Annotated in this window: 12 protein-coding genes and 1 tRNA gene; 6 read left to right on the forward strand and 7 right to left on the reverse strand. The window is 40.9% G+C overall.

Going from position 1 to position 14,085, the window contains the following annotated elements; all coding sequences use genetic code 11:
* Nucleotide 1: 1 nt before the first annotated feature.
* The 3 genes from PQR79_RS18710 to PQR79_RS18720 are packed head-to-tail and all read left to right on the forward strand — an operon-like array spanning nt 2 to nt 2,470.
* Nucleotides 2-1,624 carry a DHA2 family efflux MFS transporter permease subunit gene (locus tag PQR79_RS18710; protein WP_238103018.1) on the forward strand — a complete coding sequence of 541 codons (1,623 nt, stop codon included), beginning with the start codon at nt 2-4 and terminating at the stop codon, nt 1,622-1,624.
* Nucleotides 1,625-1,667: 43 nt separating this feature from the next.
* Nucleotides 1,668-2,144, forward strand: a complete 477-nt coding sequence (locus PQR79_RS18715; RefSeq protein WP_238103017.1) for a GNAT family N-acetyltransferase — start codon at nt 1,668-1,670, stop codon at nt 2,142-2,144.
* 8 nt (nt 2,145-2,152) lie between these two features.
* Nucleotides 2,153-2,470, forward strand: coding sequence for a putative quinol monooxygenase (locus PQR79_RS18720; protein WP_238103015.1), 318 nt, complete (start codon nt 2,153-2,155; stop codon nt 2,468-2,470).
* Nucleotides 2,471-2,557: 87 nt separating this feature from the next.
* Here the strand turns inward: PQR79_RS18720 and PQR79_RS18725 are convergent, their stop codons facing one another.
* The gene (locus tag PQR79_RS18725) at nt 2,558-3,568 is read right to left on the reverse strand and encodes a porin (RefSeq protein WP_238103014.1); all 1,011 of its coding nucleotides are present in this window, start codon (nt 3,566-3,568) and stop codon (nt 2,558-2,560) included.
* Between the two features lie 520 nt (nt 3,569-4,088).
* Here PQR79_RS18725 and tcdA point away from each other — a divergent pair.
* Nucleotides 4,089-4,886, forward strand: coding sequence for a tRNA cyclic N6-threonylcarbamoyladenosine(37) synthase TcdA (gene tcdA / locus PQR79_RS18730; protein ID WP_372942818.1), 798 nt, complete (start codon nt 4,089-4,091; stop codon nt 4,884-4,886).
* 304 nt (nt 4,887-5,190) lie between these two features.
* Nucleotides 5,191-5,802 (forward strand): superinfection exclusion B family protein, encoded by a 612-nt coding sequence (locus PQR79_RS18735; protein ID WP_238103013.1) that lies wholly within the window; start codon nt 5,191-5,193, stop codon nt 5,800-5,802.
* A 107-nt stretch (nt 5,803-5,909) separates the two neighbouring features.
* Here PQR79_RS18735 and PQR79_RS18740 read toward each other — a convergent pair whose 3' ends face one another.
* Complete coding sequence (locus PQR79_RS18740; protein WP_238103012.1) at nt 5,910-6,041, reverse strand: DUF3149 domain-containing protein; 132 nt, start codon at nt 6,039-6,041, stop codon at nt 5,910-5,912.
* A 281-nt stretch (nt 6,042-6,322) separates the two neighbouring features.
* Here PQR79_RS18740 and PQR79_RS18745 point away from each other — a divergent pair.
* Nucleotides 6,323-6,409, forward strand: a tRNA-Leu gene (locus PQR79_RS18745).
* Nucleotides 6,410-6,737: 328 nt separating this feature from the next.
* Here PQR79_RS18745 and PQR79_RS18750 read toward each other — a convergent pair.
* From PQR79_RS18750 to PQR79_RS18770, 5 genes are all read right to left on the reverse strand, one after another.
* Nucleotides 6,738-8,639, reverse strand: coding sequence for a HAMP domain-containing methyl-accepting chemotaxis protein (locus PQR79_RS18750; protein ID WP_238103011.1), 1,902 nt, complete (start codon nt 8,637-8,639; stop codon nt 6,738-6,740).
* Between the two features lie 336 nt (nt 8,640-8,975).
* Complete coding sequence (locus PQR79_RS18755; RefSeq protein WP_238103010.1) at nt 8,976-10,619, reverse strand: sigma-54-dependent Fis family transcriptional regulator; 1,644 nt, start codon at nt 10,617-10,619, stop codon at nt 8,976-8,978.
* A gap of 199 nt (nt 10,620-10,818) precedes the next feature.
* Entirely contained in the window at nt 10,819-11,151 is a 333-nt protein-coding gene (locus PQR79_RS18760; RefSeq protein ID WP_238103009.1) for a cytochrome c3 family protein, read from the reverse strand.
* Between the two features lie 58 nt (nt 11,152-11,209).
* Nucleotides 11,210-12,412 (reverse strand): DcaP family trimeric outer membrane transporter, encoded by a 1,203-nt coding sequence (locus PQR79_RS18765; RefSeq protein ID WP_238103008.1) that lies wholly within the window; start codon nt 12,410-12,412, stop codon nt 11,210-11,212.
* Between the two features lie 69 nt (nt 12,413-12,481).
* Nucleotides 12,482-14,014: a flavocytochrome c gene (locus PQR79_RS18770; RefSeq protein WP_238103006.1), complete on the reverse strand. Its 1,533-nt coding sequence runs from the start codon at nt 14,012-14,014 to the stop codon at nt 12,482-12,484.
* Between the last annotated feature and the right edge of the window lie 71 nt (nt 14,015-14,085).

Below are 14,085 nucleotides of genomic sequence, written 5' to 3' on the forward strand. Positions count from 1 at the left end.
TATGAGTCAGTCAGCTGCAGAGTTAGGGGTGGTTCAAGCGGCTGTAGCCGATGTTAAACCAACGGGGTATCAGCGTGGCAGTTATCGCTCATGGATTGCTGTAGCGGGTGGGCTTATTGGTGCATTTATGGCGATTTTGGATATTCAAATTACCAATGCATCAATGAAGGAAATACAAGGCAGTTTAGGCGCAACGTTAGAAGAAAGCAGTTGGATTGCGACCGCGTATTTGGTGGCCGAAATGATTGCCATTCCGTTGTCGGGATGGCTAAGCACGGGTTTATCGACCAGACGCTACTTACTGTGGACTAGCGCTGCGTTTATTGTCGCATCAATATTGTGTTCAATGTCTTGGAACCTTGAGTCGATGATTGCCTTTCGTGCCTTACAGGGCTTCTTTGGTGGTGCACTTATTCCTCTGGCATTTAGGTTAATCCTTGAGTTTTTACCAGACAATAAACGCGCCATGGGCATGGCGTTATTTGGTGTTACAGCAACATTTGCCCCTTCTATTGGGCCGACCCTCGGTGGGTGGTTAACTGAGCAGTTTAGTTGGCATTATCTGTTTTATATTAATGTGCCGCCTGGCATATTAGTGATGTTGATGCTGGCGTATGGTCTAGAGCGAAAACCGATTATTTGGGACAAACTCAAAGACGCGGATTACTCTGGCATAATTACGATGGCACTGGGAATGGGCTGTTTAGAGGTAGTGCTCGAAGAGGGTAATCGTAAAGACTGGTTTGGCTCTGATTTAATCCGGAATCTGGCCATTATCGCTGTGATTAACATTGGATTATTTATTTGGATCCAATTACGTAAATCCCAACCTTTAGTGAATATTAGGTTGCTGGGTCAACGCGATTTTGCTTTGTCTACTGTGGCGTATTTTGTTTTGGGAATGGCATTATTTGGCGCCATTTATTTAATCCCGTTATACCTGTCGCAAATCCACGACTATACCCCACTCGAAATTGGTGAAGTGATTATGTGGATGGGCTTTCCGCAGTTATTGGTGTTGCCGCTAGTGCCTAAGTTAATGCAGCGTTACGACTCGCGGTATTTGGCAGGTATTGGTTTTGCTTTGTTCTCAATCAGTTATTATATGAATAGCCATATGACTGCTGATTATGCTGGCGAGCAAATGATTGCTTCACAAATTGTCAGGGCGCTGGGGCAGCCATTTATTTTAGTGCCAATTGGTATCTTGGCGACTATGCACCTTAAGGTGCATGAAAACGCGTCAGCTTCAACGGTATTAAATGTTATGCGCAATTTAGGCGGTGCATTTGGTATTGCCTTGGTGGCGACGTTAAGTGATAACCTAGCTCGACTGCACCTTGCACATATAAAAGAAACATTACCCGCGGTGAGTGTGCAAGCCTACCAATACATCAATGACACCAGTTTGTTATTGCAAAGTGCGGGTTCTGATGCGGTGAGTGCCAATACACAAGCCTACGCTTTGCTTGCCCAAAACATGACCCAGCAAGCGTATATCCAAGCTTATAATGACGTATTTTTCATTATGGCATGTTTTTTATCGATTGCGGTTGTGGCAGTGTTATCAATTCGAAAACCGGTCGAAAAAAGTGGCTCAGAACAGCCTAATGAAATGCATTAATCATGTTAGTATCTTTTGAAAGTACAACAGATTAAGGCAAGAAATGTCGTTAACATGGTTAGATATCGGCTTTACTGATCTCACGTTAGAGCAACTTTATAATGTATTACAACTGCGGGTAGATGTATTTGTTGTAGAGCAAAACTGCCCCTATCCTGAGCTAGATGGTAAAGATAAACATGTCCATACTCGGCATTTACTCGGCATCAATGATCAGCAAGAAATTGTGGCTTACAGTCGCGTTTTAGCACCAAGTATTAGTTATCCACAAGCCAGTATTGGCCGCGTTGCTGTTGCTAAATCTGCGCGAGGCCAGGGCGTAGCAAATCAATTAATGCAGCGTGCAATAGCCATTGCAAAACAGCACTGGCCAGACGATCATATTCAAATTGGCGCCCAGGATTATTTACGTCAATTTTATGAAAAACTCGGCTTTGCAGTAAATTCAGAAGTATATTTAGAAGATGGCATACCACATCTTGATATGCTGCTTACTTACCCTGTAATTATTCATAAATAGGAAAATAAATGTCAGATTATGCCATTAATACTCAACAAGTTGTTTGTGTCGCTCAATTTGTGGCTAAGCCGGGTCAACGTGATGCGTTAGTTGCAGCTTTAGCCAGTTTAATTCCTGATACTCGCCGCGAGTTGGGCTGTATTCGCTACGAGTTAAATGTGAGTGTGGAAGATGAAAACAAAGTCGCCTTTGTGGAAAAGTTTGTCGACCGTGCTGCGTTTGACAAACATTGCGCTAAAGATGCCATTCAGCATTATTTTCATCATGTGATGCCAGCGCTAGTTGAGTCGCATCATGTAGAAGTGTTTAATCAGGTTATAGCTTAGTTTTTAGAGGCTTAAAATCAAAAATGCCAGTCGAGTAGACTGGCATTTTTAGTTTATGGTGTTACACCATAAAGTGCATCGACTTGATTAGAAGTCGTAACGAGCACCGATAGTGAAGATGTTGTCATCTTCTAAGTCTACTTTTACACCGACTGCATCAGTGTGCTCACCTTCGTACATAGCGTAGTGGCCATAAATTAAAGTAGATTTAGATACGCGGTAATCAGCACCAACAGTAATGCTGGTGACTTCGATGTCAGTACCAGTAGCGTCTACACTGTTTGAGTAGTACTTACCGAAACCACCTTCATCTTGACCGTATTGAGCTTTTAAGTTAACACCATTTAGGTTGTAAGCTACGTTTACGAAGAAAGTATCGCCTTCTTGGTCAGTAGATTGGCTTTCAGTGTTTTGGAATAAACCGCCCACTTTGAAGTCGCCAAATTTAGCTTGTGCAACACCACGGTAAGAATCAGTTCCGCCAATTGTGTTGTACGCAGCTGCGAAGTAGTAGTTTTGCTTTTGGAATTTTTTATCACCAATAGTTGCACTTAATGCATATTGGTCTTCATCAGAACCTTCGTAGTTGTCATCCATTAAATACGTTGCATTTAATGTAATTAAGTCTGCAATAACTGGAGAGTAGTACCAAATTGCATCAGCAACACGATCTTGGTCATCAACTAAACGGTCGATATCGGCGTTGAAGTTACCGAATAAATCAATGCTGCCTTCAGACTGTTTGAATACAGTATCGTTACGGCCTACAAGTACGGTACCGGCATTAGTTTTTAAACCAAGGAAAGTGTTACGGGCTTTAAATGCATCATCACCTTGAGTTGTATTTTCTACTTGGAATTCCATTTGGTATAAAACTTCAACACCATCAGCAACCTTTTCGCTACCTTTAACACCTAGGTGAGAAAAGTTATTTTCTAATACAGTACCTTCTTTACCATTTTGAGTCGTAGTGCCTTCATCAGAACTTGTTGCTGATAAGTCTAAACGACCATAGAAACTTGGGCCTTCAGCAAGTGTAGCAAAAGAAACTAGTGTAAGTACTGAGGCTACTGATGCAGAGATTAAGGTCTTTTTCATCTTTCATGCTCCCTAGAACGTTATGTTCTATATTCCATTTTTCATGGTTTTAGTTAGTGAAGTCGTTGCAGATACTATCCTGTAACAATCTGGTGCAGAGTTTTACAGATTTCGCACTGTCATAGTGTGGGCTAGATCAAATAAATACCCCCTACCTAGAAAATTGTGAATCTTTCTGTGACAACAGCGTCGAATTATCAAAAAATGTCACTTTTTGTGCACATATACCCCTTTAGGGATGTTCCAATTTGTTGCTAAATAGGCTAAAGCTCTACCAAAAATCGGTAATGCAGTAGTTTAGCGCATGTTAATTTAATTGTTGAGTATATAAATGGTTTGGATCACTAGACCTTAGTCTATCAAGGTTAATAAATAATCAAATCAATAGCCTGTCGTAAATATTGCCGCTTCAAAATGGTGCAACACAGTCAGTTGCCCGTTTATCTTCAACAAACATTTAGCTTTAGCGTTAAATCGGCTAGAATCGCCCTGAAATTGATTGTGAATTAGGGCGTAATCCATGTTGTCTGAATCTTATACTCATCGTTTTGCTGGTGTTGGTCGTTTATATGGCCAAGCCGCGTTGACGACTTTCTCGCAGGCTCATGTCGTAGTGGTCGGGATTGGTGGTGTGGGTACATGGGTTGCCGAAGCTTTGGCGCGAAGTGGTATAGGCCAAATTACCTTAATTGATTTAGACGATATTTGCGTCACCAATACAAATCGTCAAATTCATGCACTCACTTCGACAATTGGTCAATCTAAAGTGGAAGTGATGGCAAGGCGGATTAACGAAATTAATCCTGAATGTGTAGTTAATGAAGTTGAAGACTTTGTGACGCTCGATAATTTAAGTCAATATTTTGTCCCTGCATCGCAAGGCGGCACGATTGATTATGTGATTGACTGTATTGATGCAGTTAAACAAAAAGCAGGGTTAATTGCCTGGTGTAAGCGTAACAAAATCCCGCTGGTGACAATTGGCGGTGCGGGTGGGCAAACTGATCCAACGTTAATTCAGGTAACTGATCTGGCTAAAACCATCCAAGATCCTTTATTGGCTAAAGTGCGCAATATACTTCGCAAAGAATACAATTTTAGTAAAAATGTTCAACGTCGTTTTGCTATTGATGCGGTGTTTTCAAGCCAGCATTTGGTCTACCCACAAGCCGACGGTAGTGTGTGCAATACTAAGGCAACGGCTGAAGGCAGTATGCGTATGGATTGTGCATCTGGTTTTGGGGCAATCACTATGGTAACAGGTACCTTTGCGTTTGTTGCTGTGAGTCGAGTACTCTCTAAATTAGCGGCTAAGTAAGCCCCTCCACTCTGGTATTTTGTCAATGCGCATGGCCTTATAAACGCTCGGTATTTTAAGCTATTGGGTATTTAAGTTTGGTTAACGCGATTCATCGCATTAATAAAGATTAAACATAACGTATTGAGCACAAAATATTTTCAAGACTGGTCGTCAAATTAATCGCATGATTATTACGACCATTTTTAGCCCCTACCTCCTTTAATTATTTTTTATTATCCTTCGCTTAGACTATTTATATTCTATTGGCACTATATTTGCTTTGATGGGGTTAGGTTCAAAAATCTGACACTGTGAGTGAGCTATGATGAAAATGAATATAGGAACGATGAATTTACTGAACGGCAAGCGTGTGCTCGTTAGTGTAATGGCATGGGGTGTCGTGACTTGTGCGAGTTTGTTGTTTGCCCCAAAAAATATTCTGGCAAGCTTGTCTTTAGATCACCTTGTTACAGCTTATGGACAATTTATTGGCTTAGGGTTGATCATTGGTGTGGCTTATTTTTTGAGTCAACTTTTTGCTTTTATTGTGGATGAAGCTATCGTTAATTTACGTCAAAAACGCACTGTAGAAACCATTGAGGCTAAAGTTAAATTATTAGACCCTGCAGAGCGAGCCTTATTGCGAGAGTTCTTTTTACAAGGGCAAACTATTTTGACCCTTCCACAAAACGAATTAGCAGTGAAAAACCTAGTGGATACGAATATTTTAGAGGTGCTAGGTAATGAACGCCATTACGCGATTCAAGGACCGACTGCGGATTATAAAATTTCGATGCAAGCGCGCGTTTATTTAAATCGAGATGTGTTGCGACTCCCTGCAGGAGAGCCAAGTGCTGAAGAAATGAGTTACTTAATTAAAACCAGACCGCATTTTATTAATGGGCTCGTTCAAGCTCGAAAGCATGCAGCTTAAAGTGAACACATAAAGTAAAAAATGGGGGCTAAAAAGCCCCCTAATTGTATCATTCGCAAGGAAGTATTGAATAATAAGCAGTAAAATAACTTAACTGGCTAAGAGACTCACTTAACCGGTGCAGACTTCACAATAAACATCCACGTCAGATAAGAAATTATTCCCAAGGTACAAAAAATTACAATCATAGAAAGTAATCCAATTGGGTTACCAAACATTAAATCTAACCAAAATGCCATGATTCTTATCCTCTGAAATGTGAAATCAAGGTCATCATAAAGTGTAAGTTTCGTGCTGAAGATGATCTTGATCAATATTGCCGACCAAAGTGTTATCGGAGGGTTAAATTTGATAAACAGCTCACATAAATACACCGAGTACATAGATTAGGGGATGCGAATGACTTTTGAGCAATCAGTTGATTTTTACATAAAAGAATTATCAAAGGGCTTGCCATTGTCAAAAGCAAAGGTATAATCGCCCACACTTAATTGTCGCAATTACAATTAAGCTATGTTGTGCCAGTGTGGTGAAATTGGTAGACACACGGGATTCAAAATCCCGCGCCCTTAAAAGCGTGCCGGTTCGAGTCCGGCCACTGGTACCATAATTTGAAAGCCTCGTTTTAATTGAACGGGGCTTTTTTTATGTCTGTGTAAATTCTTAATCTTCTATCTCTAGCATTGTTAGTTAAAGCCTGTTCTGGCAATACTTAAAGGCTTAACATTAGTGATTAGAGTAAATGACAAACGTCATTTACTCTGTAGATAAGTATGTATATAAAGGTTGAAGGTCTATTTTAAGTCGAATTTTGAGAAAGTATTTACGTTTATCGTCATTCGTTTAGTGGTTTTTGTGCAGCTGGTTTTTAATGACATAGAAAGGTGTCATTTTTTAACACCAATCTATGTTAATACCAATATTAAACGGTAGCTTTAAAATTTGAAGCGTGCCAATAGCCCTTTTAATGTTAGCCCTAAATTGGCAAGGTCTTCTGCTGAGTGAGCAGTTTCCTCTGCACCTTGAGCCGTTTGCTCTGCTATATCGCGCACTTTGACCACGCTTTTGTTGATATCTTCAGCGACTGAGCTTTGTTGCTCTGACGCTGCGGCAATTTGATGCGTCATATCTTGAATTCGGCTAACCGCACTTGCAATATCCACCAACATAACCCCCGCTTCTTGTGATAAAGATACGGCGTCATCACTCAATGTACGGCTTTTGGTCATCATTTCTGCGGATTCTAATGTTCCTTTTTGCAGCTTGCTAATGAGGCTTTCAATTTCTTCGGTAGAGGTTTGGGTTCGACTGGCAAGGCTACGAACTTCATCTGCAACAACGGCAAAGCCTCGACCAGCTTCACCTGCCCTTGCTGCTTCAATCGCTGCATTTAAGGCCAATAGATTTGTTTGCTCCGCTACGGATTTTATGACATCAAGCACGGAGCCAATACTGTCACTATCAGCTTGTAGTCGTGCCATTGCTTCTGCTGTGGCAGAAATTTCTTGTGCTAGTAATTCTATTTGCTGTACTGCTTCTACGACTTTCTTATTGCCTGTTGAAGTGGTGTGGTCTGCTTCTTTTGCCGCGAATGCAGCACTTTCGGCATTTGCTGACACTTCTTGTACGGTGGCAGTCATTTCATGAATAGCTGCGGCAACTTGGTCTGTTTCACTGCGTTGATTTTGCATGCCTGCACTATTTTGTTCTGTAACGGTGGATAACTGTTCTGCTGAACTCGCAAGTTGTATGACACTGTTATCAATTTGAGTAAGAACCTCTTTTAGGGTGTTGTTCATTTCACCCATTGCGCGTAACAAGCCTCCCATTTCATCTTGGCGGTCAGAAGAAATGTTGCTACTGAGATCGCCAGATGCAATCGTTTTTGCTGTTTCAAGAGTTTGTTTTAAAGGAATAATAATCTGGCGACTAATAAACCAAGAAAGAAATGGACCGACTAAAAATGCCATAATCAACACGGCTATTACAATTGTTTTTGCTTGGCTGTTGGATTGATTACGTTTTAACTCTTGGTTTTGGACTAGAGCTTGAATGTTGAGCATCAATACCTTTGCTGCTTGACTCATGTTCTTAGATAGATTGTCAATTTTGTTATTGATATCAACCATAGTATCGATGTCACGGTTGTAAATTGTTAGCACTTCTAGGGCGGCGGTTGTTTCTTCATTAGTCAGTGTTTGTACGTGCCGTTGTAATGTAGCAATTGCATTTTTAGCCGTTGTGAGGCTCTTTTCAGTAGGATTATAGACAAAACCTCGAACATGATACCGTAACATGGTCATTTGTTGGCTAATGCTTAAGGCTTGGTTGAGTAAGCCTATATCTTGTGCCTCTTGAGCTTTGTTAATGAGTTTCTCAAGTAAATCATTATACGTGTTAACTAATTTTGTCCCCACTTGGGCGCCGGATACTTGCAAGCTTTTTTGTTGCTTTAATACCTCTCCAAACTGTTTTATTGAACCATGATAATCCCTAATTGCCTCTAATGATTCTTGTAAACGTATTTCTTGTTCGGCATCGGCTGTGACGATTAGCTTATTAAGTACGTTTTCAGCATCATCAATTAAGCGGGTTAATGTTTCTAACTGTTCAGGGTCGCCACTTGACTTATATTCCATTCTTGTGGCTTTGGCGATCATTAATGTTTTGTCTAACTCGGCAATGGATTCTAATCTGATACTATTGGTGTTTATTGAGGTAATGCCTTGATATCCAACTACAGCGACAGTGAGTATAAGTGTCAGTAGCACTCCAAAACCCAAGCCAAGCTTACTTGCTACAGCCATATTGCCAAGCAGGCGACTAATGCCATCCATCAACGAATCCTCATTTATTTTAACCATTAATTTAGTAGCGCAATTATAGTTATCCACCAGTCATTATTTTTGATTTTTAACAATGTTTGTCGACTTAGGTCATATGTATGATGTTATTTTTTGGGCTTGATCAAATTTATGAGGTAGAGGTTTGGTCGTGGACAATGGTGAGGTAATAAGTGTGAATTTTTTGGTGCTTTGCTCCTTTAAAAATCAATCCCCCCAAAGTTGATACATAATCTCATTTATTACTTTGGCGGTTTCGTTAGCTCGACTTTCACTTCTCAGCTATTGTTAATTGATTATGCGGTTAGCGGACAATGTGAGAGTGGAAAATTACTCGAGATTAGGTTGTTCGTCATATTCTTTTAATTTCCGATATAAGGTCGCTAAACTCATACCAAGCTTCTTTGCTGTGAGTGCTTTGTTATTATTTAGGGTTTCTAATACCGAGACTATATAGTCTTTTTCAATGGTGTTAAGTGGCTTAATACCATTATTTATTGATGGTTTAGTGATATTTTGGTGAAATTCGTCTGGTAAGTCTTCAGGCATAATCTGTGGCCCGGGACTTAACACTACCGCCCGTTCAATCGTATTGGCGAGTTGACGAATATTACCGGGCCAGTCGTAATTGAGCAGTAAATCGGCTGTTTTATAGTTTAATCCTGTGATTTGTCTCCCCAGTTTTTCATTGAAGTCGGATATAAAAAATCGAGCTAGCGGTAAAATATCTTCACCGCGATTTCTTAATGGCGGAATTTTAAGTTCGATGACGTTGAGACGGTAGTATAGGTCTTGACGGAAATCACCCGCTTCAACCGCTGCTTCTAAATCTTTATTGGTTGCCGATATGATTCGAACATCGACATCTTTGATATTGTTGTCACCCACTCGGCGAATTTGTTTTTCTTGAATGACTCGCAGTAGTTTAGTTTGCATTGAGGGAGAAAGTTCGCCAACTTCATCGAGGAATAGTGTTCCACCGTTGGCACTTTCGATCAATCCCATTTTGTTATTTTCAGCCCCTGTAAACGCTCCTTTCACATGACCAAATAGCTCACTATCTAATAATGATTCTGTCAGCGCGCCACAGTTTATTGCCATTAATGGTTTGTCATTTTTGTCAGAGTTTCGATGAATAAAGTCGACCAACTTTTCTTTACCAACACCACTTTCACCGGTTATTAAAATTGATGTCGGCACTTTGGCAACGTTATTGGCCATTTCAATCAGTTTTTGCATTGGATAGCTATTTTTGATGGGGTAGCCACTGTGGATATGACTTTTTTTCGTATCGAAATCCATATCGACATTGAAGTTTCGTGGAAAGTACTCTTCAATATTTAATATGTCTTGCACTTCTGCTTTAATGTTATCGTTGTTGATCCCATTATAATATTTCAGAAGGGGTAAGGTTGCATCATCCCATTGTTCGAGATAATTTCCGATTAGGCGGCAGTGACAGTCGCCTTTTGCTTGGCATTCTGGCTCAATGAAATAAACTGTGCGTTGTTGTACATTTGAAACATAACCGCTTGCGAATCCCACTTGTTCCCAACAAACGACATCTGTAGATTGTCCATTTAAACGAAGTTCTTGATCGGCTTCATATGCTCCAATAAAGTACGTTTCAACGAGCGGATCGCCTGACAACCCATCGGTACGATGGCTCGTAAGTACTTCGCCAAAACCAAACATCGAGCAAATCATTGGACCTAATTTCCCCTGACGCGCTTCTGACCACACTTCTGGCATTTTTCTTTTTATTTGTTCTGCTAATAACCAACCTCTAATAAACCCGGAACGCGTTATTATTGTTCGAGCAGCTTCCTGCCCTACGGTCTTGAATAACTCTTTTCTGAGCATGCCGTGGGATATCATGTCAGTAAGGTATGTTCTTTGGCCAAGAAAACTCATTGTGCCGCCATGAGGTTTAAATGCCAAAAGCTCTCGCAGATCTAGTTGTGACGTTTTCATCAATAGCCATTTATATAAAGTGTTGTAGAAAGTTTAACACCACTAAATGTTGCATTTCAGTGAGGATCTTCTTACTTATATGATTTATAAAAGTATATTAATTGTTACTCATTGAGAAGGGAAGACGCCTTAAATATGCCTAAGACGTCATTGCTAGTGAATTGTTTTCTAATTAAAAAATGATGAATAAATTTACTTTTTAAGGGACGTTAAATTCAAATTCATGACAGCTATTGCAAAAGTTTTCTGACGATTCATGTTCAGCATGGCAGTTCTCACACTCAAGCTCTACGCCGTAATGAGGGGAATCATGTTTATCGGGGGCGCCATGATAGTCTTCTTTCTTCTGCGGTAACTCGTGGCATGTCAGGCATTGTTCCATTTCTGCTGCTTCGAATGGCTTACTGGTGTGACAATCTGCACATGCTAATCCCGCATTTTTGTGGTGAGGTTTCATTGTCTTTGCACTGGTGTCATGCGTAAAAAACAACATAAATACAGCAAATAGCGTTAATATTAGTTTTTTATCCATAATATTCATCCTATTAGGAAGCAGCGGACCATCAAGGTGCCGCTGCGGTGTTGATTACTTAGAAAGTGTATTTCACGTAGGTCTGGATACGTGTCATATCGCCTTCTTTCTCGGCCATGTTTTCGACATCACCCATGGTGACGCCAACTGCCCATTCAATATCTGGAGTAATGTTCCAAAATAGGTTTGTGTGCCAAGAGAAGGCCGTTTTATTGGCATATGCAGTAAGAATGCCTTCTTCTAACCCTTTCTCATCTTGCTTTGAGTAACCCGCGCCAATAGCTAATCGCATATTCTCTTGAAGTCCAAAAACAACTCCCCCTGTAATACTACTGTACTCTAAGGTATCCGTTTCCCCATTAGCATTGATACCAGCACCAGCATTAAAACCTAGACCAGCATAACGACCAATACCATCGCCATACATTAAGCCGAGAACAGCCTTATGACCATCTCCAAACTTAAGGCTAGTGTTTAAGGCAAGGCCATAACCAAAAGCATCATCACCTTCTAGTTCAAATCGACGGATCACGACTCTTGGTGAAAAAGTAACTCTACTATTAGCATAAAAGTACTTGGCAATAATATCTGGCATGACATCTTCACTTGAACCATTATTCACTAGGGTATAAGGGCCAGCATCCGTTAAGCCGAGCGTTGGATTTTCAAGACTGATTGAAGTGTATTGACCTTTACCTATGTTGTATTGATAGCGAACTTGAGGCTGGCGGACAAACGTGGTTCCGGGATCGGTGGCAAAATCCATCGATGGCATGATACCTGCGAAATCCATGAAGTTAGACCAGGTTTGCCCTGCTGTGATCACGTGTTTACCCATGGTCATTTCACCATATGCATGACGGATCCTGAAGCCATTACTATTAGACCAAGTTGGGCCATCACTATCGATGTCGGCAAAAAAGTCTCCTTCAACATAAGTCTTTAATGTGCCGTATTTATTTTCTGATGCAGTTTTAATGAATACACGGCTTTCTCTTGCCGTCATGTGTAAATCTGACTTTTCCGCATTAGCAGAGCCATCAATTGGAGTGGTATAAACACTGTAAAGGTCGCCATTAAATGGGGCTGTTATCGTACCGTCAGTATCGTAATTCAGCATAAATTTAGCGTAACCACCGACAGTCACTTTAGTGTCTGCGATAGCAAATTCGGCCGAATTAACTGAGGCAGCGCTGAGTATAAGAGGTATGGCAATGGTGATAGCTGTTACTAATGGTTTACGTGCATATAATTTATTCATAATGATTTCTCTCGTTCATAAGTTCATCAATATTCGTCGACTGAGCATGACGCCCAGTCGTTATAGTTGTTATGCTTTTGCTGCATTTTTACCTGCAATACGACCAAAGACGATGCAGTCAGGAATGGCTACAGTACCTAGGCGACAAGCACCATGGGTGCCCCCTGTCGATTCACCACATGCAAACAATCCAGGAATGGCCTCTCGTGTAGCAATGTTGATAACCCTTGCTTCTGTGTCGATTTCAACACCACCCATCGTGTGATGTGCTTTAGGCCATAAACGAACTGCATAGAAAGGAGCTTCGACAATCGGTTGCTGATTCATTGAGAATGGCTTATTAAACTCTGGGTCATTTTTTGCTAAAACATAGCTGTTATAACGTTCTATTTGTGCCTCTAGCGTTTTAGCCGACATATTATAGTGAGCAGCTAGAGCTTGAATTGTGTCAAAGGTATGTACTACTTTTCGGTCAAGTAACTTAGGCATAACATGCATAGAAGCTTTCACGCCGTTTGCATCACAAATCGCAACGGCGACATTACCTGTTTTGATAATGGCATCGGCACGCACTTTACGGTCAGCTAGTTCGTCTACAAAACGTTCACTGGTTTCAGGATTAACCATCACTCCGTGAGTAAAGGCTGAATAAGCAGCGAAAATAGGAGCAAGACCGAAGCCTTTTTCATCTGGTGAAGCCCATGGCCCTAATTGGATCCATGATAGTTGCACGGGATTGGCGCCAACACGGATCATCTCTTTTAAACATTCAGAAGTGGCTCCCATGTGATTCGTTGTTGCAAGCTCTTCTGTTAATCTCGGATCTTGTGATGAGCGATACACCACGTCGGCTGCAAAGCCACCAGATGCCATCACAACGCCTTTATTGGCCTTGATGAAATGTGTTGCAGTAGAGTTTTCTTTACCAGGCTTGAATTTAGTGATCACCTCAAGTCCTACAATTCTGCCTTCTTTATTGCTTATTAGGCGTTTTACGAAGACTTTCTTTTTGAGTGGGATACCTAGTTCTTTTGCTTTTTCTAACATTGGGTGCACGATACCTGAACCAGATTGGTTATAAGTGGTATGTGTTCTTGGGATTGAATGTCCGCCGAATTGTGCGAGTTTTTCTTTGAATTTCACACCAAGATAGTCTCGGCACCATTCAAATGCAGCGTTAGATTGTTCGGCAACCATACGTGCTTGTTTAGGGTAGTTAAGACCAAGACCTGCTTTATACATATCCGCAAGCATTGCATCAACAGAGTCTGTTACACCATTCGCTTTTTGGATATCACTGCCGACGACAGACATACCGCCACCATTGATGGTTGAGTTGCCACCAGGAACAGGCATTTTTTCAAGTACCACAACTGATGATTTAGCATTTTTAGCTTCGATAGCGGCAGATAAACCTGCAAATCCACTTCCGACAACAACGACGTCATAGGTCTCATCCCATTTATCTGGTAATGATGTGCAGCTTGACTCTGTTTTGGCTGAAGCAAAGCCGGATAAAGCTAATCCAGCGGTTGCGGTGGTAATACTGGTTGCTTTTAAAAAGTGGCGTCTTGATAGATTTGTTTTAGTGTCTGTACTCATTATCGTCCCCTTAATATTAATGATTTTTAAACGAGGTGAATATTTACCTACTAACCTGTTTATTCATTTTC

It is taken from the genome of Shewanella metallivivens, from assembly GCF_028750675.1.
GTDB classification, from domain to species: domain Bacteria; phylum Pseudomonadota; class Gammaproteobacteria; order Enterobacterales; family Shewanellaceae; genus Shewanella; species Shewanella metallivivens.